The 21,879-nt window shown below is 74.3% G+C and carries 15 protein-coding genes; 4 read left to right on the plus strand and 11 right to left on the minus strand.

What is annotated here, in order from left to right; genetic code table 11:
- Nucleotides 1-15 precede the first annotated feature (15 nt).
- The 7 genes from OG447_RS22345 to OG447_RS22375 all read right to left on the minus strand — a co-directional run bounded on the left by OG447_RS22345 (nucleotide 16) and on the right by OG447_RS22375 (nucleotide 12,921).
- Nucleotides 16-1,128 (minus strand): peptidase M50, encoded by a 1,113-nt coding sequence (locus OG447_RS22345; protein WP_266938637.1) that lies wholly within the window; start codon nucleotides 1,126-1,128, stop codon nucleotides 16-18.
- Nucleotides 1,125-2,189, minus strand: a complete 1,065-nt coding sequence (locus OG447_RS22350; protein ID WP_266938638.1) for a lantibiotic dehydratase C-terminal domain-containing protein — start codon at nucleotides 2,187-2,189, stop codon at nucleotides 1,125-1,127. Before OG447_RS22350 ends, OG447_RS22345 begins: the two co-directional genes overlap by 4 nt.
- Nucleotides 2,177-5,032 (minus strand): lantibiotic dehydratase, encoded by a 2,856-nt coding sequence (locus tag OG447_RS22355; protein WP_266938639.1) that lies wholly within the window; start codon nucleotides 5,030-5,032, stop codon nucleotides 2,177-2,179. The genes OG447_RS22350 and OG447_RS22355 overlap by 13 nt, the downstream gene beginning before the upstream one ends.
- Before the next feature lie 31 nt (nucleotides 5,033-5,063).
- A complete protein-coding gene (locus tag OG447_RS22360) occupies nucleotides 5,064-6,797 on the minus strand; it encodes a SagB family peptide dehydrogenase (RefSeq protein ID WP_266938640.1) in 1,734 nt (577 codons plus the stop codon).
- 29 nt (nucleotides 6,798-6,826) lie between these two features.
- A complete protein-coding gene (locus OG447_RS22365; protein ID WP_266938641.1) occupies nucleotides 6,827-8,770 on the minus strand; it encodes a TOMM precursor leader peptide-binding protein in 1,944 nt (647 codons plus the stop codon).
- Entirely contained in the window at nucleotides 8,760-11,027 is a 2,268-nt protein-coding gene (locus tag OG447_RS22370; RefSeq protein WP_266938642.1) for a TOMM precursor leader peptide-binding protein, read from the minus strand. The genes OG447_RS22365 and OG447_RS22370 overlap by 11 nt, the downstream gene beginning before the upstream one ends.
- A gap of 106 nt (nucleotides 11,028-11,133) precedes the next feature.
- Nucleotides 11,134-12,921 (minus strand): AfsR/SARP family transcriptional regulator, encoded by a 1,788-nt coding sequence (locus OG447_RS22375; RefSeq protein WP_266938643.1) that lies wholly within the window; start codon nucleotides 12,919-12,921, stop codon nucleotides 11,134-11,136.
- A gap of 466 nt (nucleotides 12,922-13,387) precedes the next feature.
- On the opposite strand from OG447_RS22375, the gene OG447_RS22380 reads away from it, so the two are divergent.
- Together OG447_RS22380 and OG447_RS22385 are read left to right on the plus strand one after the other, a co-directional pair.
- Complete coding sequence (locus tag OG447_RS22380) at nucleotides 13,388-14,050, plus strand: NADPH-dependent F420 reductase (protein ID WP_266938644.1); 663 nt, start codon at nucleotides 13,388-13,390, stop codon at nucleotides 14,048-14,050.
- Between the two features lie 109 nt (nucleotides 14,051-14,159).
- A complete protein-coding gene (locus OG447_RS22385) occupies nucleotides 14,160-15,563 on the plus strand; it encodes an MFS transporter (protein WP_266938645.1) in 1,404 nt (467 codons plus the stop codon).
- A gap of 9 nt (nucleotides 15,564-15,572) precedes the next feature.
- On the opposite strand, the gene OG447_RS22390 is transcribed toward OG447_RS22385, so the two are convergent.
- Complete coding sequence (locus tag OG447_RS22390; RefSeq protein WP_266938646.1) at nucleotides 15,573-16,082, minus strand: DUF664 domain-containing protein; 510 nt, start codon at nucleotides 16,080-16,082, stop codon at nucleotides 15,573-15,575.
- Nucleotides 16,083-16,154: 72 nt separating this feature from the next.
- Complete coding sequence (locus OG447_RS22395; protein ID WP_266938647.1) at nucleotides 16,155-17,684, minus strand: MFS transporter; 1,530 nt, start codon at nucleotides 17,682-17,684, stop codon at nucleotides 16,155-16,157.
- 144 nt (nucleotides 17,685-17,828) lie between these two features.
- On the opposite strand from OG447_RS22395, the gene OG447_RS22400 reads away from it, so the two are divergent.
- Together OG447_RS22400 and OG447_RS22405 are read left to right on the plus strand one after the other, a co-directional pair.
- Nucleotides 17,829-18,269 carry a MarR family winged helix-turn-helix transcriptional regulator gene (locus OG447_RS22400; RefSeq protein WP_266938648.1) on the plus strand — a complete coding sequence of 147 codons (441 nt, stop codon included), beginning with the start codon at nucleotides 17,829-17,831 and terminating at the stop codon, nucleotides 18,267-18,269.
- A gap of 5 nt (nucleotides 18,270-18,274) precedes the next feature.
- On the plus strand, nucleotides 18,275-18,853 hold the full coding sequence (locus tag OG447_RS22405; RefSeq protein ID WP_266938649.1) for a HutD family protein: 579 nt from the start codon (nucleotides 18,275-18,277) through the stop codon (nucleotides 18,851-18,853).
- Between the two features lie 30 nt (nucleotides 18,854-18,883).
- On the opposite strand, the gene OG447_RS22410 is transcribed toward OG447_RS22405, so the two are convergent.
- Nucleotides 18,884-20,728, minus strand: a complete 1,845-nt coding sequence (locus tag OG447_RS22410) for a glyoxal oxidase (protein WP_266938650.1) — start codon at nucleotides 20,726-20,728, stop codon at nucleotides 18,884-18,886.
- A 77-nt stretch (nucleotides 20,729-20,805) separates the two neighbouring features.
- A complete protein-coding gene (locus OG447_RS22415; RefSeq protein WP_266938651.1) occupies nucleotides 20,806-21,858 on the minus strand; it encodes a LacI family DNA-binding transcriptional regulator in 1,053 nt (350 codons plus the stop codon).
- Nucleotides 21,859-21,879: the final 21 nt, after the last annotated feature.

Genomic DNA, 21,879 nt, shown 5'->3' on the forward strand with positions numbered 1-21,879 from the left:
GTGGATGACGGGCATTCAGGAGGCCGTGGCCACCGCGTACCAGAGCGTGCCCGCCGCGCCGCAGACGAGCAGCAGGACCAGCACGGCGGAGCCCGCGCCGTACGCGAGATACAGCCTGCGGGCCCGCGCCGGGTAGGCGTCCGCCGCCGCCCGGTCGCGCATCCGCAGCCGCAGGTACGCGGAGCTCGCGGGCGCGAGCCGGGTGACCCGCAGGCCGTGGCCGAGCATCGTGTAGCCGTCGAGCGGCGGCAGTGGCAGCAGGTTGACCAGGGCCTGCGCGCTGCCGAGCAGGAGCAGCGCGCCCAGCACCCGGGCGGTCGGGTCGACCTCCGCCAGGGCCGTCCACCAGCCGAAGAAGGGGAGGAGGAAGAGGAGGTTGGCGAAGGCCCCGGCCGCCGCGACGGCCAGCTGGTGACGGCGGCGGCCCAGATAACGGTAGTTGTCCACGGTGCAGTACATGATGGCCACGGGCAGCCGCCAGCGCAGTCCGATCTCCCCGACCGTACCGCCGACATGACGGGCGGCGACCCCGTGCGCGAACTCGTGCAGCGCCGTGCTCAGCCACAGCAGCGTGGCCACCGCCAGCAGCGGAACGGGATGCGACAGCAGCCACCACACGTCGCGCACCAGCCGGTCCGCGTCGGAGGCCAGGACCGCCTCCATCAACAGGCACAGCAGGAGCAGCCCGCCCAGCACCACCGGGCGCAGGGCCGGCCGCACCCATCGGTGCAGCCGGGCCGTCACGGCGTCGGCGTCGGCGACCAGGCGCAGCGTGCCGCGCAGCAGGGTCCCGCTGCGCGGCGGCCCCGGCGGGCCCGGCGCCTCGGGCGCGGGCCCGCCCGCGAGCAGCCGGCGGCTGCCGAGGAGGGCCAGCAGCTGCTGCCAGTTGCCCTCGCCGAGCCTGCGGCCGAAGGCCTCCCCGTACGCGGCGCCGATCTCGGCGAGGTTGCGGGAGCCGTCGAGACGCGAGACGAGGAAGAACTCCTTCGGGCCGATCTCGAAGGAGGCCCCGGAGACCGGGTCCTTGACGAGGTGGACGACGGCCGGACCGTTCAGCAGCGGCGGGGACAGCAGGATGCCCGGCCGCAGCGCGGGCCGGTGCGCCAGCAGCCCGGTGGGGCCGCTCACGGGCGCACCGGCTCGGCCCCGGCGCCCTCGCGCAGCACCCGCCCCAGCAGGTGCGCCAGGTAGGCCTCGTCCCGGATCGTCACATGCAGCCGGTTGTTGGTCATGTGCATGTACGGGGAGAGCAGCAGCGGCAGCGCCACGGCCGGATCGGTGACCTGCTCGTCGCGCGTGCCGTCCCAGGAGCGGAAGACCAGGTCACCGACAACCGCCAGGGATTCGGCCCGCCCGCGCAGCTCGCGACAGTGGTCCGCCCACCCGGCCAGGAAGGCGGGCAGCCGGCCCGTCTCCCCGGAGGCCAGCGCCTCGCGGACGGCGGCGAACCGCCGGGCGAGCCCGGGGCCGGTCTGCTCGAAGGTGCGGTCGTACTCCGCCGAGCCGATGAAGCCCGTGCCCGGGAACGCCGTGTGCCAGAACTCGTAGTAGCGGTCGAGATAGCCGCCGAGATCCTCCCGGTCGGGCAGGAAAACCCCCGCCATCACCATCATCAACTGCGCCGAGGTGCCCAGCAGTACGGTGCGAAGATGCAGGTTCATCCGGCCCAGGGCGTCCATGACCAGATCACTGGAACGGGCGAAATGCCATTCGGCGAGTTCAATTCCGGCCGGGCCGCCGTACTTTCCGAATTCCGGCTCGTAGGGTTCGTACGCGTACGAGTTGTTGGGCCGCAGGTTCATCCGGCCGTCGGCTCCCATGAAGGCGGCCCGGTCGCCTTCGGGGAACTCGATGTCGAAAAGGGTGTTGTAGAACTCGTTGAGGAATCCCGAATCCACCTCGTAGAGGGCGGGACGGGCCTTCAGGAAGGCCGAGACGGCCTCCTCGGCGCGCCTGCGCACCTCGGGGGCGGCCGCTTCGCCCGACGGCCGCAGCCGCAGCCGCACGTGCGGGCCCTCCAGCCAGTAGTTGATGAAGAAGTGCCCGGCGAGCAGCCCGTCCGCGGTCAGCGAGGCGATCAGCGGACGGACACAGTTCACCAGCAGGGGCTGCGGATTGGCGGCGTAGAAGATGTGCATGGCCTGCCATGCGCCGCGCCGGTCCGTGCCGGGGTCGGTCAGATCTGACATCGGGGTCCGCCTTCCGGGCGTCGCAGGGTGGAGGTGCGGGTGGTGAAGGTCTCGACGGCGAGCTCCGCGACATGGGCCCCGCGCGCGGAGACCGCGTGCAGGGCGTCCGGGGCGGGCAGCATCTCGCGGAACACGACGCGGTGGCCGGGCTCGCGCAGCAGCGACTCGAAGGACGCCAGCGAGAGCAGGCTCTCGAAGTCGACGTACTGAGGTTTCGCGCCCAGGGCCGACGGACCTGCCGACACGGTCGCGAAGACCTGGCCGGGCAGTCCGTGCGCGCGGCGCCACCGCTGCCAGTCCAGGAAGTGCCCGGCCTCCAGCGCGCCCGCCACCGGCAGTTCGGCCGCCGTGGTCGTCCAGCTCCGGCGGCTGAGCACGACGTCCCCGTGCACCACCCGCGGCCGGGAGGTCACCCCGCCGTGCGGGGCGCCCTCCGGCACGCCCGCCCAGACGTCCAGCGGGGACATCGAGGACGGGGAGAGCAGCAGCAGCGTGCGCGGGATCGCGGGAAGCGCCAGCGGTACCAGATAGCCCAGGTAGACCGGGATGACCTCCAGGCCGAGGCGGCGCGAGCGCAGCACCACCCGCCCGGACTCCGCGACGTGCTCGGCGTACAGGTCCTCCAGCCGCAGCCGGCGGTCCTCGGCCAGGGTGCCGCTCTCGCCCGGACAGACGATCTCGTAGTCCGTCAGCTGCCCGTGCAGATTGAGGTTGGTGGTGACCGGACCGCCGGTGACCTCGGCGAACACCGCCCCCTCGGGGGTGACCCGGGCGGCGGTCCCGCGCAGCTCCTCGGCGAGGCGGCCCGGCGCGTCCGGCGCGTCCGGCCCGTCCGGCAGGTCCGGCCCGTCATGGGCGTCCGGCCCGTGCGGCTCCTCGTAGACGTGCGTGAACCGGCTGAAGGGGAAGGACAGGCCGCCGTAGGACCGGTTCAGCACCGTCAGCGGCTCACCGCCGGCCGGGTCCCGGGCCAGCTGCACGTGGTGGCAGCGCGGCGCGAACCCCGGCACGACCGGTTCGAGTTCGCCGGCGACCGCATCGATGTCGGCCCCGGTGAGACGGAGTTCGGCGCCGCCGCCCCGCTCCTCGTACGCCGACCAGTGCGCCCGCATCCGGCCGATGAAGGCCCGCCGCGCCGCGTCCAGGGCACGGATGCCCGGCAGCCCCAGCCAGTTCTCCTCGGGCACGTACTCCCCGCGCGCGTCGAAGGGCGTACGCCGGGCCGTGAACGACAGGTACTGGTCGAAGAAGTCCTCGTGGAAGTCGTGCACCAGGCCGAGCAGGTCGTCGCAGCGCCCGCCCGAGCCGTAGCGGGCGGTGAAGAACCCCTCGAAGGTGATCCGCTGGGCGAGGGTCAGGTCGAAGGCCGGCAGGATCCGCTCGACCTCGCGCAGCGCGCCGCCCCCGGCCGCCCAGGCGGGCGCCGCGGCGCGGACGTCACGGCCCGCGCTCACGTCCTCGTACAGCAGGGTCTGCGGCAGCGCCGCCTCCCGCTCGCCCAGCTCCTCCTGAGCCGCCCGCAGCCCGGCGCGCAGCGCGCGCAGCAGCTCCGCCCGCTCGCTCTGCCCGGCCGCCGGGTAGCGCTCCAGCACCTCGGCGGGCCCGTCGAGGAGCGCGCCGAGGGTGTGGGCCCAGGGGCGGTCCAGTGCGGCCAGGGACCGCTGGAAGGCGCGCAGCGGGTCGCCGTCGTGGACCTCGGTGTCCAGGCACGGCACCCGGACCATGCCCAGCTGGAGCAGGGCGCCCACGTACGCCTCGCACTCGGCGGGCGGGGCTCCGTGCTCCGCCGCCAGCCAGTCGGCCAGCTCCTGGTGGCGCAGCTCGGGCCGTTCGCCGAAGAGCGCGAGGAGGCGGTCGAGGGTGCCGCTGCGCCGCAGGAAGAACAGCCGGTCCTTGACCGCGTCGAAGGTGACGGCGGCCGAGTCGTCGCCGGCCGTGACCGAGCGGCGGACGTAGCGGATCCGGTCCTCGTCGCGGCCCCAGCCGGAGGCGGGCCGCAGCGGCAGGTCGCGCCGCCGGACCGGGTCGGCGAGGATCAGCTCGGCCAGCCGGGCCAGGACGACGACATTGAGCCGGACATGGCTGCTCCAGGTGTCCGCGACGCGGATCACGCCCGCGTCCTGCCCGTCTGCGTCCTGCCCGTTCGTGCCCTGCCCGTCCGCGCCCGCGCCGCCCGTGCCCGCACCGGTGAAGCGGCCCGTGGCCACCCCGGTGAAGGTGGAGAACGGGCTGGTCTTGCACGCCGTGCGGTAGAGGTACGAGAGGACCGAGCGCTCGGCCTTGCGGGCCCGGCCCGTCGGGGCGCCCGTCTCCGCGGTGGCCTTGGCGTAGGCGTCGAGCTGCCCCTCCAGCACCGGCGAGGCCAGCAGCAGGCCGTGGCGCAGCCGCTCGTCCCCCAGCAGGTGGCGCAGGGCCGCGCGGCCGCGGCCGAGGTCGGCGGCGAGCAGCGGCGCGCCCTCGGCGAGCAGCCGTTCCATCCGGCGGCGCCGGCTCAGCCAGGCGGCCAGCTGCTCGCCCGCCCCGGGGACGGCGGCGAGGGCCCGCACGACCGTGTCGGGGCGCTCGGGCAGCCGGTTGTTGTGGATCTGGCGGCGCAGGCGCAGCAGTTCACGGCGCTGGGCCGCGCCCGGCCCGTCCGCCGCGGGGTCGGTCGCCGCGACGGCCCGGTGCAGCAGCTCGCTCAGCCGCTCCCCGTCGGCGCGCAGCGCGTCCTCGTCGGCGAGCACGTCCTCGGCCCAGCGGCGGGTGTCCGGGCAGCGCAGCGCGTCGACCGCGGACAGGGGCAGGCCGGCCACGCGCAGCATGAAGCGGTCGCCCGCGTGCCATTCGGTGGTGGTGTTCATCGGGATCGTCCTGGTTCTCTCGTCGGCCCGGTCAGGCGATCTCGTGGCGGAAGTCGGCGGGCCCCGGCCGCTCGTGGCCCAGCAGCATGATCAACAGCGGCGCCTCGCCGGTGTCCGTGAGACCCAACTCCTCCATGTACGAGATGTTGTCGAAGCCGAGCGCCACGCCCGCGCCGAGCCCGTGGGCCGCGGCGGTGGTGTAGAAGGTCTGCGCGACGGCGCCGACGGTCGCGTTCACCAGGCGGTAGCCGCGGTCGCCCACCGCGTCGAGCACCGCGGTGGTCCGTACGGTCGGCACGACCACCACGCCCGCCTGCTCCAGGTTGTAGTTGGAGAGGAAGTAGTTGCGCTGGAGGAACGGGCCGGGCGGTCCGGGAACCACCAGGCGCAGGGCGTGGGCCGCCGGATCGTAGGCGTACGTACCCGGGACGACGCCCTCCACGTGGTTGACGAAGGCGTACAGGGCGGTCAGCCGGGGCCCGCCCGGGCGCTCCGCCTCGCTGCCGACCGACGCGGCGGCGCAGTCGGCCAGGGCCGCGGCCAGTTGTTCCGCCGTCACCGCACGGCTCGCGTCGAAGCGGCCGAAGCTGCTGCGCCGGGCGCGCAGCGCCCCGTCCACCCCGAGCGGGGCGGCGGCGGGCGGGGGCAGCGGCACCGGGTCGCCGCCGCGCGGCGGGAACGCGGCGGCCGCGTCGAGCGCGCCGGGGGCCGGCCGGTCGGCGGCGCGGCCCAGGGTGGCCTCGTGGATGCGCTCCAGGGTCTCGAACTCCAGGACGGCGCGGGAGCGTTCGCAGTCCCGCCGGAGCACGGCGGGGCCACGCCCCGGGGCGCCCTCGGAGGTGCCGGTCCCCGGCTCGGGCTCGGCCGGGCCGTGCCCATGCCCGTTCCCGTTCCTGTCCCCGTTCTTGGGCACGCGCTCGACGGTGCCGCGCCCGGCCGGGCCGGACCTCCGCTCGCCCTCGGCGCGGCCCGACCCCGGGGTGCGCCCGGTACGCGCGGACTCCTCGGCTCCGCCCGCCCACTCCAGCGGGACGACCGCGAAGATCCCCTCCTCCCGCGGCGCCACGCCCAGCAGCCGCGCCAGCCGCTCCTCGTCGAACCAGAGCGCCGGCGCGACGCGCAGCCCCCGCGCCGCCGCCCAAAGCCGCCAGGTCTGGAGCAGCGCGCCGACGTCCATGCTCACGGCGTGGAAGGAGAAGCTGTTGTACTTGAAGGAGTTCTGCCAGTACTTGACGCCCAGGACCAGGTACTGGGTACAGCCCGCGGCGGCTGCCGCACCCTCCGCACCCTCCGCGCCCAGAGCCTGTCGTACCTCTCCGGTGACATCGCCCGTCAGCAGCCTCCGTACGCCGTGCTGGTGCGGCGCGTAGTGGTACAGCCCGGGGGCGAGGGGGCCGCCCGCGCCCGCCGCCCAGTAGACGCTGACCGGGTAGAGCCCGCCGCCCGAGGCGGTGCCCCGCGACCAGTTGGCCTGCGTGTAGTGGGGGAGGGCGGCCAGGTCCGTGTTGGCCTGGACGCCCAGCCGGCGGCCGGTCAGCCCGTAGGAGTCCTGGAGCATCCCGGAGAGCAGCGGCAGAGTGAACGCCGGCCCGGCACCGGCCCCCGTGGCGGTGACGGCGGGCTCCGGTAGCGGCAGGGTCTCCGCGCCGGGATAGAACTTCGCCTTCCGCGGGCGGTCCACCCAGTCGGGCACGAAATCGACCGGCTCCATCGGTATCCGGCCTCGGTGCAAGATGGCGTCGGCGTAGTCATGGGCGTAGCCCACGTGGTCCTCCTACGGTCGGTCGAGGGCGGTCAGGGGAAGGGGTGGGGCGCCGGGTTGAGGTCGCGGGGCTCCAGGTCGCGCTCGCGCAGACCCGCCGCACGCAGCGCCGTACGCAGCCGCGGCATGCCCAGCGCGCGCTGGCGCGACCACCCGAAGTCGATGGGGAGCAGCCCGGGCACCAGCACGCTCACGGTGTGCAGCCCCAGGGCGCGCTGCTCGGGCAGGGTCTGGTCGACCACCACCACGTCGAAGCCCTCGGCGGCGACGGCGGACACGCACCGCTCCAGGTCGTCGAGCACGTCGTCCGAGGAGGCGGAGCCCCACCCGTCGGGCCACCGCAGCGCGTCGAGCGGCCGCGGCGCCGCACCGGCGGCTCCGGGCGGGGGGCGCAGCAGGAAGTCCGCGTGCCGGCCCATCTCCGGGACCCCGTACACCAGCGGATGGTCGTGCAGCGCGGTGACCAGGTCGAAGTCCTCGGCCATCGCACGCAGCCGGGCCTCCTCCCGTTCGGTGCGGCCCGGGAGGTTGACGGCGTCCGTCGCGATCTCGCACAGGGCCGAGTCCAGCGCCGACTCCGGGTCGAGACCCGCGCCCGCACCGAAGCACATGCGGCCCGGGCCGCCGTCGAACCGCTCGGCGACGGCGGTGACCACCGGGATCGGGAAGGTGATCCGCGTGTCGAAGAAGCGGGCCCGGTAGCCGTACAGGGCGAGCCGGTCCACCATCGCCCGGGTCGAGACCCGGGAACTGGTGGCCGGATCGATCTCGGGCAGCGGCTGCTGCCCGTACCAGGTCAGCAGGAAGGCGTCCCGTTCGACGACCTCCATCAGCCCGAAGTACGCCGCCTCGGCCAGACTCCCGCCCGAGGCACAGCCGTTGGAGCTCTCCTGCACGAACCGGTTCTCCAGCCCCGGCGCGTGGTAGTAGGTGAGGACCTCGGGAACCAGCCGCGGAGTCCGGTCGCGCAGCGACCAGCCCCACACCCACGGGATCTCCCGGCCGGGGTCGAAGGGCCGCACCCGCGGGTTGTCCCGGTAGAACTCCTCGCTGTACAGCCCGACTTCGCGGGGATCGACCGCTTCGTCGCCGAACCGCTCCAGCGATCCGGTGACGCTGGTGGTCCGGGCCCGGGCCCGCATGCCGGCGTACCGCTCCAGTCCCTCCAGGACGCCCACGCGCGCGCTGTGGTCGAAGGAGTTGGTGTGGCCGCCCCAGAACGTCTCGCGCAGGTACTCGCCCGCACGCATCGAGAAGCACCCGATGGTCGCGGAGGTGGACGTGGAGGAGACGTCCTGGACGACCGACGGCCCCAGGGCGCCGGCCAGCGGGTTGGCGTAGGCCGCGATCTCGATGCCGTACGACCCGATCGGCCGGGTACGGAACACCCCCGGCCGGTACTTGGGCGAGGGCAGCAGTTCGAGCGGCCCGGCGGTGTCCGCGTACGGGGCTCCGCACTGCGGGCACTCCGGGTCGGGGACCAGCGGGTACCGCCGGACCGTGCCGCCGCGCAGGTCGAGCAGCCGCACCTCGGGGTACGGCCCGGCCGCCGGGGGCCGGGCATGGACGGCGGTGACCAGCGCGGCCAGGGCGTCCGCGGCGAAGGCGTGGGCGTACGGCCACTCGCCCGCGGCCCGGGTCGGCCCGCCCAGCTCCAGCGCGTCCCGCAGCGCGACGGACCGTACGGCCTGCCAGCGCCGCCGAAGGCAGCGCGCGCACCCCGGATCCCCGGCGGGGACGACCGGACCGACCACGGCCTGGTGGCCGTACAGGTGCACGGGCACGCCCGCCTCCGCCTCCTCCCCGGCCCCGGCCCCGCCGGACTCGGCGAAGGCGTCGCCCAGGCCGAGGACGGACAGGGCGACGCACGGTCCGCCGAGGGCGGCCAGCGAGCCCTCCAGCAGGGCGGCGAACCGCTCGGCCGCCGCGGCCCCGAGCCCGTCCGCACGGGCCACCGTGACCCGGCTACGCGTCATCGCCCGGCTCCCCGACGGCCACGGTGAGGAGCACCCGGACGGTGTGGAAGCCCGCCGAGGCCAGGTCGGGGGAGCCCGTCGGGACCACATAGGCCTCGCGGCCCGCCGCGGCCAGCCGGCCCAGCACCTCGGCCCAGCCGGGAGCGGGCCGGTCCACCAGCGGTTCGCCCGCCCCGGACACCGCCAGCGCGCGGGCGTCCAGGTCCCGCAGCAGCGGGTCCCCGGTGTCCGCCGGGCCGCCGCCGCCCGCCTCGTCCTGCTCGTACTGCACCGCGCCGAGCAGCTCGCGCAGGGCCGCCACCGCAGCCGCCCGCCGGTCCACCTCGCTGCCCACCGCCCAGCGCTCCCCGGACCGGGCGAGCAGCACCTGTACGCCGCTGCGCGCGCCCTCGCCGAGGTCCAGCAGCTCGACCGGCACGCCCAGCCGGTCCGCCGAGCGCACGAGGAAGAGGAGCTCGGGATCGGCTCCCGCGTCCTCGGGATGCGGCAGCGGCACCGGGGCCGCCACCGCGCCCCGTACGGTCCGCGTGAGCGCGTTGTGCGCGAGCGCCGAGAGCAGACCCGCGGCGGCGGCGTCCGCCGGGGCCGGACCCGCGCCCGCTCCCGCCCGGGTGCGCTCGAAGAGCCCGTCGGCGTTGTGCGGACCGAAGGGGCGGACGGCGCCCGCCGGGACCAGCACGGTCTCCTTCGTCATGAGGGAGACGGCCTGCTGGTGGACGGCGGCCTCGCCCGGCAGCCCGGAGGCCGTGGTCAGCGTACCCGCCGCCACCCGCTCCCCGGCGCCGGTCACGAGGGCGCCGGTCACGAGCGGGCGGGCCGGCACCACGTGCTCGGCGTACACGAGCGCCGCCGCGTCCAGGACGCGCATCCGGGCCCCGGCGACGTGGTGGACGTCGGAGGCGACGACGGAGCGCGCGCCCGTGTGACCGACGCCCAGCTCGACCACGCCGAGCTTGAGCGGGATCTGCGTCAGCGGCTCGTCCGCGAAGCGGGTGAACACCCCGGCGTACGGGCGCACCAGCGCGGACCGGCGGTTCAACTCCTCGACCAGGGCGTCCGCTTCGCGGGCCGTGTCCAGGGTCGGCAGCCCGGGCGTGCCCGAGGTGCCCGCCGCCGTGAGGTCCACCGGAGCGGGCTCGGTCCCGCCCTCCGCGCAGAACGGGCAGCGGGGGTGCGGGAGCAGCGGCTCGGCGGTGACGTCGAGCGACTCCATGTCCTGCACGATCAGCCGGCCGGCCGTCTCGGCGGGCAGCGCGCCCGAGGTCGCGCGGAACACCTCGTAGCCGAGCAGGTTGCCGATCATCGCGGCCAGCGGCCGGCCCGGCACCGGGCCGGCGCTCCCCGGGCCGACCCCGAGGGCCAGCGCGCTCCACAGATCGGCGGCCGCGCCCGCGCCGCCCTGCGTGCCCGTACCCGTACCCGTGCCCGCTCCGGCCCCGCCGCGTTCCGTGCCGAGCCGCAGCGCCGCACAGGCCCAGCAGCCCGCCCCGCCGTGCGTCATCAGCGGGCCGATGACCGCGTCGGACCCGTAGGACCAGGCCGGGAGCAGGGTGCGGCCCTCGGGTATCCCGGCGCGCAGCAGCGGCAGCACCACTGCGGGGGCGCCGCGTCCACCGGTGACCACGACCGTGCTGTAGTCGGCGAGTTCGGCCCATCCCAGGGCGCCCTCCGCGCCGCCCGCCAGGGTGCGCACCTCCACCGGGGCGCCGTCGGCCACCGCCTCCGCGACGTCGGCGTCGAGGGCGGTGCGGTCCAGTCCCGCCACGACACCGATGACCGCGCAGCCGTTGCGCACCAGGCTCGTGGCGCACCAGCGCGCCACGGCGTCGTCGCCGAGTACGGCGACCCGGGAGGACCGGAAGCGCTGGAAGCGGGCCTCGGCCGCGTCCGCGTAGTGGTCGACGTAGGCGATCTGCGGGGCGAACCGGCGGGCCACGTCAGGCGGGAGCGCCGTGCCCGGCTCGGCCTCCGCCGGAGCGGCGGAGCGGGCGAAGTCCCGTTCGTACAGCGTTCTGACGAGTTCGCCGACCATCGCCCGCTGCGCGTCGCCCAGTCCCCGGCAGAGCTGCTCGACCGTGTGCTCGCCGGTCAGGTGCGGGACGATCAGGGTGGCGAAACGATACGCCGCCTTGGCGGTGAGGCGGAACCCGCCGTCGGAGTTGTGGAAGAGCACGCCGTCGGGCGTCTCGGTGAAGAGCACGTCCCGGCGGATCCGGGGCCGGGTCGTCGCGACGGACGTGTAGCTGGCTTGGGACATGGGACACCCCTGGGTGCGGTCTGGGCGGGATGGAGCGGGAGAGGTGTGGTGCGGGTGCAGGGGGTGTCCGGTGGATCATGGCCGGGCCCGGCCCGCCGGACACCCCCTAGCGCTGTGCGGCGGCCGCCGCGGTCTCAAGGCGTCCGCCGGAGAACCAACGCGCGTAGACGCGGAGGAAATCGTGCATGCGGTAAGGAGTCGCGGGCGGCCCGTCCTCCAGCAGCCCGGCGTCCACGAGCTGTTCGAGGACGTCGGCGCCGCCGGCCTCCGTGAGGGGAGCCGGCGGGTCGAGCGCGCCCAGCCGGAGGAAGGCCGCCCGCGCATCCGGGCCGAGCGCGTCCAGTGCCTGCCCGAAGACCTCCGGTACGGAGAGCCGCGGATCCTCGGCGAGGGCCAGCCGGGCGGGCGGATCCTCCGCGAGCCAGGCCGCGCAGTCGGCGACGGACAGCCCCGGCCGGGTGAGCAGCCGGCCCGCCGCGATGCGCAGCGCGAGCGGGAAGTGTCCGCAGACGCGGGCGAGCCGGGCCGCGGCCGGCGCCTCGGCCCCGATCCGCTCCTCGCCGACGAGCCCGGCGAGCAGTCCGTACGCCTCGGCGGGTCGCAGTACGTCCAGCCGGTGCACCGTGCCGCCGTGGGTGGCGACGACGGCGGCGAGCCCGCGCCTGCTGGTCACGAGCACCGACGCGTCCCCCGTGGCGGGGAGCAGCGCGAGCACCTGGCCGGCGCCGGCCGCGTCGTCGAGGATCACCAGCCGTCGCCCGTCGCCGGGCCCGGGCAACTGCCGCCGGGCCTCCTCCGCGCTCACGGCCGTGCCGTCGGGCCGGGCCAGGGCAACGCTGAACACGCCGCCGGGAAAGGCCTCTTGGACCTCGTACGCGCACTGGTGGGCCAGCGCCGACTTGCCGATGCCGGGCGCACCGGAGACGAGGGTCAGCCGGGGTCCGCCGGTCGCGGCGAGCCGCGCGGCCAGGGCCGTACGGTCGGTCTCCCGGCCCGCGAAGCCGGGTACGGGGAGCAGCCGCGCAGCGTGCGGTTGCAGCCCGGAGGGCAGCGCGGGCAGCGCGGGCGCGGCGGGCAGCGCCGGGGCGGGCGGTGCCTGGACGGGTGGCACCTGGGAGGTCAGGGCCCGGGCGGGCGGTGCCCCCAGGTCCTCGGCCCGCAGGATCGCCAGCTCCAGGCGGCGCAGGCCGGCGCCCGGGTCCACGCCGAGTTCGTCGCGCAGCCGTTCCCGGACGGTCCGGTATTCGGCCAGGGCCTCGGCCTGCCGCCCGGTGCGGTAGAGGGCCTCGATGAGCTGCTCGGTGAAACGTTCGCGCACGGGATGCCGACGGGCGCTCTCGTACAGGTCGACCAGGACCTGATGGCAGTTCCCGGCGGCGAGTTCGAGATCGCAGACCCGCTCCAGCACGCGCAGACGCTCTTGTTCGAGGACCGCTACCGCATCGCGTTGGAGCATCCGCGAGGCCACGTTGGCCAGCGGAGCGCCGTGCCACAGCGACAGCGCCTCCCTGAGCCGGTACAACTCCTCCGGCCGCTCCGAGGCGAGGGCCCCGGCTTCCTTCGCCTGGGTGACCAGGGAGCGGAACAGCACGAGGTCGAGGGTCGTGGTGTCGTTGTGCATGCGGTATCCGCCGGGCACGGCCTCAATGGTGGTCGCGGATATGCCGTACTTCGCGAATAACCGGCGCAGGCGGAGCACGCATGTCTGCAGTGCGGCGCGTGCGGTGGCGGGCGGCTCCTCGTCCCACACCGCGCGCAGCAGATAGTCGGTCGACACCATCCCACCGGGGTGAAGGAGAAGCGCGGCGAGAAGGCTGGTCGGCTTGGATGGTTTCAGAACTACGGTTTCAGGGCCGTGTGCAATGCTCAAGGGCCCCAAAAGCTGGAACCGCATGACAGGTCCCCCGTGTCGGGTCACGTATTTCGCGATGCAGCATGGTGGGGGGCGCCGGCCGGTCGAGGTGTTATCCAGGCGTACTCCAGAAAAACTTCTGAAATAGTCCAGACCAAACCTATGGCCGTACTCCGCCCCTCGTTGGGCGATGATGGGAACCATACATAACGGATCTTGTGAAAGTCGAGTCGCGGACTGTCTTGTTTTCATCACCCCGTCAATAATGTTCACAGCTAAACGAATTGCGGGTGCGGGCGCCATCCAAGCACGGAGCGTTGATCGATTTAAGGTCTGTATCGCGCCACTGCGGTGGCCGGATCCCCGTGTGTACGGCGGAGGTTCGGCCGGGCGGGGCCGGGACCGGCCGGATCTCACGATCGGGTGAGGTCGGAATCCCACCGGAATGCATTGCCGCCCAAGGGAGTTCGTACCGGAGCCATACCCGACCGTAGGCACTGGAGAGCTCATGAAGATCGGCATCATCGGCGCGGGCAACATCGGCGGCAATCTCACCCGTCGGCTCACGGCCCTGGGGCACGAGGTGTCCGTGGCCAACTCGCGCGGGCCGCAGACCCTGTCCGCCCTCGCCGAGGAGACCGGCGCGACCCCCGTCACCGTCGGCGAGGCGGCGCGCGGCGCCGAGGTCGTCGTCGTCACCGTCCCCCTGAAGAACGTGCCGGACCTGCCGCCGGGCCTGTTCGGCGAAGCCGCCGAGGGCTTCGCCCTCATCGACACCGGCAACTACTACCCGCAGCAGCGCGACGGCAGGATCGCCGGCATCGAGGACGAGGGCCTGACCGAGAGCCGCTGGACCGAACGGCAGCTCGGCCACCCGGTGATCAAGGCCTTCAACGGCACCTTCGCCCAGGACATCCTCGACCGGCACCGCCCGGCCGGCGCCCCCGACCGGATGGCGCTGCCCGTCGCGGGCGATGACGAGGCGGCCAAGAAGACCGTCCGCGCCCTCATCGACGAACTCGGCTTCGACACCGTGGACTCCGGCGGTCTCGACGACTCGTGGCGCCAGCAGCCCGGCACCCCCGTCTACGGACTCCGCGAGGGTGCCGAGGCCGTCACCCGGGCCCTCGCCGAGGCCTCCCCGGTCCGCACGGAGGCCTTCCAGGGCTGACGTCCGCGCACCGCTCCGGCCCCGCCCGGCCCGGGTCCTCGCGGCCTCGCGGAGCGGGCGGCGCCGGGCGGTGCCACCATGGTCACAGCGGCGCGAAGCAGGCGGTGGCATGACGGCATCCGCGAGGACCCATCGGGGCCGGGGGCTGTTCTCCCGGCAGGACCGGGCCGTGATCGCGGCCGCCGCCCTCTCCATGCTGCTGGTGCAGATGGACTGGTTCGCCCTGAACCTCATGCTCCCCGCCATCGGCCGGGACTTCGCGACCCCCTCCACCGATCTCCAGTGGCTGGTCAGCGGCTACATGCTGGCCCTCGGCGCCCTCATGATCACCGGCGGCCGGGCGGCCGACCTGCTCGGACGCCGCCGCGTCATGCTCGTCGGGCTGACCGGCTTCGCCGCCGTCTCCGTCGTGTGCGCCGCCGCGCAGGGCACGGCCTGGCTGACCGCCGGGCGCGTGGTCCAGGGATGCTTCGCCGCGCTGGTCCTCCCCGTGTCCGTGGCCGTGGTCACCGCGTACTTCCGCGACGCGCGGCAGGGCCGGGCCGTCGCCACCGTGCTCGCCTTCAGCGCGATCGGCACCGCCCTGGGCCCCTTCGTCGGCGGAGCCTTCGCCGAACACTTCAGCTGGCGCGCGGTGTTCCTGCTGAACGTGCCGTTCTGCCTCGCCGCCGCCGCGCTGATGCTGCGCTACGTCCCGGAGACCCGCGACGAGCAGGCCGGCCGGGGCCTGGACGTCCCGGGCGTACTCGCGCTGGCCGCGGGGCTGAGCGCGCTGATGATCGGCGTCGACCAGGGCGCGAGCTGGGGCTGGGCCTCCCCGGCGACCCTGGCCTGCCTGCTGGGCGGCGCGGCGCTGCTCGCGCTGTTCGTCCGCGTGGAACGGCGTACGGCCGAGCCCCTGCTCGACCTCGCGCTGCTGCGCAACCGCCCGTTCGTCGTCGTCACCCTGGCCGGGTCGCTGTCGAACGTCGTGTACTGCCTGGTCGCGGTGCTGTCCGCGCTCTACCTCCAGCAGGTGCGCGGGCTGTCCCCGTTCGACGCGGGTCTGGTCTTCCTGTCCCTGTCCGTCGGGGCCGGGGCCGCCAGCTACTGGTCCGGCCACCTGGCCCGGCGATGGCGCCCCGAGGGGCTGATGGCGGCCGGGATGCTGCTGTGCGGCCTCAGCCTGCTCGCCCTGACCTGGGCCACCCCGCTCGCCCTCTACACCGCGGTCTTCGCCGTGGTGGGGATCGGTGTGGGCCTGGGCTGGGCCCTGACGAACGTGGCCACCCAGTCCTACGTCGCCGCGAACCGCCTGGCCGCCGCGTCCGGGCTGGTCCTGACCTCGCTGGTGCTCCTCGGCGCGGTCGCCGTGGCCGTCGCCGCGAGCGTGCTGGAGGTGATCAGCGGTTCGGCGGCCCGGGCTGCCTCCGACGGCCAGGCCATCGAGTCGGTGCTGCGCGTGGCGGCCCTGCTCTCGGTGCTGGGCGCCGCCGCGCTGGCCGCGGTCGTACGGCGGGGGGTCAGGGTTTGACGACACTCCCTACCGCCGCTCCAGCAGGCCCCGTACGAACGCCGCCTGGCCGGCGTGCTGGAGATCGTCGCCCAGGACGCTGACCAGGCGGACCCCCAGGGTCACCGGCGGGTCCCAGCGCTCGTCGACCACGCGGTCCAGGTCGGCCGCGGCGAGACCCCGGACGAAGTGCAGCGTCTGCTCGTGGACGGCGTCGAAGTACTCCAGCAGCAGCTCGCCGGAGTCGACCCGGACCGTGCCGGCCTGGCGTGCGGTGTGCGCGTATCCGGTGGAACCGGCGGGCAGCGGCAGGGCGAACCGGGCCTCGAACCCCTCGGTCTGCCAGACCTGTTCCCGCCCCGCCGCGTCCGCCACATGGTCGTCCTGGATCCGGGTCAGGTGCCAGACCAGCCAGGTGACGGAGTTCGCCGTCGGGTCGACGCGTGCGTTGAGGTCCTCTTCCGGGAGCCCTTCGACGACCTCGTGCACGATCTCGTGGATGCGTCCGAACCCGTCGGCGATGACGTCCGTAGCCTTCATGCCACCACCATGCAAGCCGCGGCGCTCCGCCGGCCGCGAGCGACACGCGGCGGGCGGAGCGTGATCCGCGGGTTAGCCGGCGGAGACGGCCTTCCCGGCCACGGCGGCCGTGTCGGTCGGCGCCGTCTCCCCGGACACCGCGGGCCGTCCGGACGCGGCGGCCACGGTTCCGGGGCCGCCCCGCAGGCCGAGCCAGCTGATGACCGCGACCAGCGCGAAGGCGACGGCACCGATCGCGAAGGTGAGGGTGAAGCCGGATTCGGCGGGCAGCGGGGGCACTCCCGCCGGCAGGTGCTCGATGGTCTTGGACGCCAGGATCGTGGTGACGATCGCGCTGCCGATGGCGCTGCCCGTGGAGCGCGAGATGGAGTTGATGCCGTTGGCGATGCCGCTCTGGTGGTGCGGGACGCTGGCCATGATCACCGCGGGCATGGCGGCGTAGCCGAAGCTGACGGCCGCGCCGACGACGAGTCCGGCACCGATCACCGAGGCGCTGTGGCCGTGGTCCAGGGCCAGCCAGCCGAAGCCGACGGCGCCGAGGGCGGCCGCCAGCGCGAGGGCCACGCGCGGTCCCCGGTGGCGTACGAGCTGCCCGCCGACGGGCGAGGCCAGCAGCGAGACGATCGCACCGGGCAGCAGGAACTGGACGGAGGCCCGCAGGATGGAGGCGTCGAAGCCGTAGCCGGTGAGCGCCTGGGGCATCTGGACGAGGTACGAGACGCCCAGGAAGTTGGCGAACATCCCGAAGCCGACGAGGATGCCGGCCAGGTTGGCCATGAGCACCGGACGGTGGACGAACATCCGCATGTCGACGAGGGGCTCGCGGACCTTGAGCTCGGTCACCACCCAGACGGCGGTCATGACGGCGGCGCCGGCGAAGCTGCCCAGCGTACGGCCGGAGGTCCAGCCCCACTCGTGGCCCTGGGAGATCGGCAGCAGGAGCAGCAGCAGGGCGATGCCGAGGGTCAGCGCGCCGAGGAAGTCGGTGCGGCCGCCCGTCTTGTGCCGGGTCGCGGGGACCAGGGCCACGACCGCGACCAGGGCCAGCACCGCGAAGCCGGTCGCCATCCAGAAGGCGTTGCGGTAGTCCGCGTCGGACCCGGAGGTGAGCAGCCCGGTGGCGACGAGCGCCAGACCGCTGCCGAACGCGAGGGTGCCGCTGACCAGCGCCATCGCGCCGGGCAGCTTCTGCGGGCGGACCTCCTCGCGCAGGACGGACAGGGCCAGCGGGAAGATCGCGGTGGCGGCTCCCTGGAGCACCCGGCCCAGGATCAGCAGCGGCAGCGAGGACGCCAGCGCGGCGACGACGGAACCCACGACCATGACGCCGAGGACGGCCACCAGGGTCGGCTTCTTGCCGTGCTGGTCGCCGAAGCGGCCGAGGAGCGGAGTGAAGACGGCCGCCGACAGCAGCGTGGCGGTGGTCACCCAGCTCACATTGGCCGTCGAGGTGCCCAGGTCGGTGCGGATCAGGCCCAGGATCGGGACCGGCAGGGTCTGCATCATCGACACGACCATGGCGGCGAGGCTCAGGGCGAAGACGATGACCGTCTCGTTCCTGTACCCGGGGGCCTCGGAGGCGGCGGGGGAGGGGGTGCTCATGGCTGGCAGGACCTTCTTCGGGCTTCAGAGCTTCAGAACCAGATGTTTGATGTCATCAAGTAACTCCGTCGACGGTAGACCTCAATAGTTAAGGTGGTCAAGTAAACAATTGATAATGTCAATCATCTTGAGTACGCTCCAGTCATGAGCGACACCGCCCAGCGCACCCCCGCCAAGCTCCAGCTGCTGGAGCTGCTCGCCGCCATCGGCACCGCCCAGTGGCGCGATTTCGCGGCCGCCGCGGCCCACCACGGACTCACCTCCACGCAGGCCCGGGTCCTCGCCCAGCTCGACGGCCCCCTGCCGATGCGCGGCCTCGCCGCCCTGCTGGTGTGCGACGCGTCCAACGTCACCGGGATCGTCGACCGGCTGGAGGCCCGCGACCTGGTCCGCCGTGAGCCGGACCCCGCCGACCGCCGGGTCAAGAACGTCGTCGCAACGGACGCCGGCCGCGAGGTCATCCGCCGCGTGCGGGAGGAGATGCAGGTGACGCACGGAGCCCTCGACACCCTCGACGAGACCGAGAGCGCCACGCTCTACGCCCTGCTGGAGCGCCTGCGCCCCACGATGGAGAAGGACGCCTGACGGGTATGGCCGGTGACAGCGGGATCCGCGTCCTGCGGGCGGCGGACCGCCGCGCGGACGCCTGGAAGAACGGCGGCGGGGTCACCCGGGAGATCGCGGCCTGGCCCGAGGGCGCGGGGACGGGCGATTTCGCCTGGCGGGTGAGCCTCGCCGACGTGGCCGCCGACGGCCCCTTCTCGGCCTTCCCCGAGGTCGACCGCACCCTCACCCTGGTCGAGGGCGCGGGCATGGACCTGACGGTGGCCGGCGTACACCGCCGGGTGGACGAGCGCTACGCGCCGCAGGACTTCGCCGGGGACGAGCCGACCGACTGCCGGCTCGTCGACGGCCCGGTCCGGAACTTCAACGTGATGTACCGCAGGGGGACCGTGCGGGCGCGGACCGCCGTCGTGCGGGGCCGGCTCGCCCTCGCGGCCGCTCCGGGCGAGACGCTGCTGCTGGTCGCCCTGGCGGGCCCGGCCCTCCTCGAACCGTCCACGGGCCCGGCCCTCCCGCTGGGCCCGTACGACGCCGTGCTCGTGACGGGCGCCCTCACCGGCCTCGTCAGCACCTCCGGACACGTGGCCGTGGTGCGGTTCGCCTAGCCCGGGGCGGGCCGGGTCAGGGCGGGCCGGTCAGCTGCGGACGCCCAGCTTCACCCACTTCGCCGTACTGGGGACCCCCTTCGCGTCGAGCAGGAACAGCATGTAGTAGCCGGGCGGGGCATCGGCCGCGCTCGGCGGTGTGCGCAGCCCGATGGTGTCGCCCCGGGCCGCGGTGAAGCGGAGCTCCAGATGGCGCTGGCTGGTGTTCACGGAGTGCGTGACGGTCGTCGGCGCCAGCAGCACGGCCCGCTTGACGTCCTTCGGGGTCGAGCTGCGGACCTGGAAGGCCGTGTCGTACCCGAGTTCGCCCGAGGGCGCCCGGTCGAGCGCGGGCCTGCTGCCCCGGTGCAGGTAGGCGGGCTCGTACAGCTCGATGCTGCCGTCCATGCCGTCCCGGATGTCGGGGTCGTTGGCGATCTGCTGGAGCTCGTCCCCGGTGACCATCATCCGGCCGTCGGGCATGACCAGGGCGTTGGAGTGGTAGCCGCGGGGCAGCCGTTGGGCCGGCCCGAGCTTCCAGTGGCCCCGGGCGTCGCGCAGCTCGATCTGCCGGTACTTGGGGTCGGCCTTCGGGTTGAACGGCCCGTTGCCGTAGTCCCGGGTGTCCAGGGCGCCGTTGACGGTGAGCAGCGTCCCGTCCGGCAGGATCAGCGTGTTGTCCTGGGTGCGGCCGAAGGCCCTCGGCTCCTCGGTGGTCCAGCGCCCGCCGGACAGCCGGTACGTGTGCGGGTCGCGCGGGTCGCCGCCGAGCACCAGGACGGAGTCTGGGCCGCGGAAACCGGCGGGCAGCGGCACGGCCGAACCGTAGCCGCGGAAGTCGGCCGGGCGCCGGGGCAGGTCGGTGCGCACGTCCTTGACCGGATCGAAGGCCCACTGCTGGTCGGCGTCCCGGCCGAGCCCGTAGATCAGGCCGTCCCGCATCGAGAAGAGGTGCGGGTAGTCGTTGCGGAAGGGGGCCTGCGACCGCAGCCGCTGCGAGGGGAGGTCCAGGGGGATGTCGTACGGCCGCCAGGGCACGGGGTGCCCGAGGGCGGGGAAGCGCTCCACCACCGGGGTGGGCGTGCCCGTGCCCCGCTCGGACTGGCCGGACATGATGATCTGCCGGCCGTCCGCGCCGGTCACGGCCGAGGGGTACCAGCGGCCCACGGACATGTCGCGGTTGCGGTACCAGGTCTCCGTCCACGGGTCGAACACGAAAGACAGCTTGGCGCCGCTGCCGCCCTTCCCGCCGACGTTGCCACCGAAGACCGCCACCATCCCGTTGGGGAGGTAGGCGTGCCCGGCGCAGAAGAACGGTGCGGGGCGCGGGGAATGGGTGCCGTCGGGCATCAGCACGACCGGGGGTGCGACCTTCTTGAAGGCCCGGGCGCCGGTCCCGAGGGCCGGGTTCCAGAGGTAGGCGCGGCCCGCGTTCGTCCGCCCGACCGTGTTCGTGGGGCCGGTCTCCTTGGTGGGGTCGGCCTCCGTGCGTTCGAAGGAGAAGAGCAGGACCTTGCCCGTCGGCAGCTGGGCGACGTGGACGCCGAAGTCGGGCGAGGGGAAGAACTCGGTGAAGCGTCCGGACTCCGCCGCACCGAAACGGGCGTTGGCCTGCCGCTGGGAGTCCCGGAGCGAGGACAGGCTCGCGGTCCTGGTCCGCTGGGGATAGCCCTCGGTGTCCTTGACCGCCAGCCGGAGCCGGGCGTGTGCCCGTGCGTGCTCCGCACCCAGTACGGCGGCCTCGTCGGCCCTCACCACGGCCACCGCGGCGGCGCCGTCGTCATGGCCGTGGCCGGTGCCGTGGGCGAGGGCCGGAGCGGCCCACGCCGTGGTCACGGCCAGGGCGGAGATGATCACACATGCCGACAAGGTGGCGGACCGCTGCACACGGGACATGGAACTCCTCAGGTTCGGACCCCGCCGATACTAGGAGAAATCGGGCGTATTGCCGGTGCGGCTCGACCGTCCCGCCGTCAGGCCGACCCGCGGCGCACCAGGGACGTCGCGGTGACCACCGAACCGGGCGCCTGGCCGTCGCGGCCGCCGGACCGGGCCGCGTCCAGGGTGCCCAGCAGCAGCTGGACCATCAGGCGGCCCATGCCCTCGATGTCCTGGCGTACGGTCGTCAGCGGCGGATCGGCGCTCTGCGCCACCTGCTCGGCGTCGTCGAAGCCGACCAGCGCCACGTCCCCGGGCACCGTGCGGCCGCGCTCCCGCAGTATCCGCAGCGCACCGGTGGCCATCAGGTCGTTCGCGGCGAACACCGCGTCGACCGGGCCTCCCCGGTCCAGCAGTTCGGCCATCGCGCGGGCCCCGCCCGCCACGGTGAAGTCCCCCTCGGCGACCAGGGCCGGATCGGCGTCCGGCAGGACGTCCCGGTAGCCGCTCAGCCGGTCGGCCGCCGAGGTCTGGTCCAGCGGGCCGGCGATGTGCGCGATCCGCTGCCGGCCCCCGTCCAGCAGGTACCGTACGGCCTCCCGCGCGCCCCCGCGGTTGTCGGCGTCGACGTAGAGCACCTCGCTGTGGTCCCCGGGCCCGGCGGTCCAGCCCGGGCGGCCGCCGTAGACCGTGGGCATGCCGAGGTGCCGGGCGATCGCGGGAAGCGGGTCGTCGGTGTGCAGCGAGAAGGCCAGCGCCCCGTCGACGTGGCCGCCGGCCAGGTAGCGCCCGATGCGGTCGTAGTCACCGCGGTCCTCCACCAGCAGGAGGACCAACTGGGTGTCGTGCGCCGTCAGTTCCTTGCTGATGCCGCGCACCTGGCGGGAGAAGAAGGGATCGGAGAATATCCGGACCTCCGGCTCCGCGATGATCACCGCGACGGCGCCGGTGCGCCGGGTGACCAGGGTGCGCGCCGCGGGGTTGGGTACGTAGCCGAGGTCCCGGACCGCCTCGCGCACCCGTTCCACCAGGTGCGTGCGGACGCCGTCGCCGCCGTTGACCACGCGGGACGCGGTGGCCCGGGACACCCCGGCGCGCGCCGCCACCGCCTCCAGGGTGGGGCGGTCCCCAGGGCGCTGTCCGGGCACGGGTTCTCCTCATGCGGGTCC

It is taken from the genome of Streptomyces sp. NBC_01408 (assembly GCF_026340255.1).
In the GTDB taxonomy this organism is placed as follows: domain Bacteria; phylum Actinomycetota; class Actinomycetes; order Streptomycetales; family Streptomycetaceae; genus Streptomyces.

Bases quoted from the DNA above. Each gene is read 5' to 3' on its own strand.
- OG447_RS22350 (WP_266938638.1), bottom strand. From the start codon at position 2,189: ATGTCAGATCTGACCGACCCCGGCACGGACCGGCGCGGCGCATGGCAG.
- OG447_RS22355 (WP_266938639.1), bottom strand. From the start codon at position 5,032: ATGAACACCACCACCGAATGGCACGCGGGCGACCGCTTCATGCTGCGC.
- OG447_RS22365 (WP_266938641.1), bottom strand. From the start codon at position 8,770: ATGACGCGTAGCCGGGTCACGGTGGCCCGTGCGGACGGGCTCGGGGCC.
- OG447_RS22370 (WP_266938642.1), bottom strand. From the start codon at position 11,027: ATGTCCCAAGCCAGCTACACGTCCGTCGCGACGACCCGGCCCCGGATC.
- OG447_RS22375 (WP_266938643.1), bottom strand. From the start codon at position 12,921: ATGCGGTTCCAGCTTTTGGGGCCCTTGAGCATTGCACACGGCCCTGAA.
- OG447_RS22380 (WP_266938644.1), top strand. From the start codon at position 13,388: ATGAAGATCGGCATCATCGGCGCGGGCAACATCGGCGGCAATCTCACC.
- OG447_RS22385 (WP_266938645.1), top strand. From the start codon at position 14,160: ATGACGGCATCCGCGAGGACCCATCGGGGCCGGGGGCTGTTCTCCCGG.
- OG447_RS22390 (WP_266938646.1), bottom strand. From the start codon at position 16,082: ATGAAGGCTACGGACGTCATCGCCGACGGGTTCGGACGCATCCACGAG.
- OG447_RS22395 (WP_266938647.1), bottom strand. From the start codon at position 17,684: ATGAGCACCCCCTCCCCCGCCGCCTCCGAGGCCCCCGGGTACAGGAAC.
- OG447_RS22400 (WP_266938648.1), top strand. From the start codon at position 17,829: ATGAGCGACACCGCCCAGCGCACCCCCGCCAAGCTCCAGCTGCTGGAG.
- OG447_RS22405 (WP_266938649.1), top strand. From the start codon at position 18,275: ATGGCCGGTGACAGCGGGATCCGCGTCCTGCGGGCGGCGGACCGCCGC.
- OG447_RS22410 (WP_266938650.1), bottom strand. From the start codon at position 20,728: ATGTCCCGTGTGCAGCGGTCCGCCACCTTGTCGGCATGTGTGATCATC.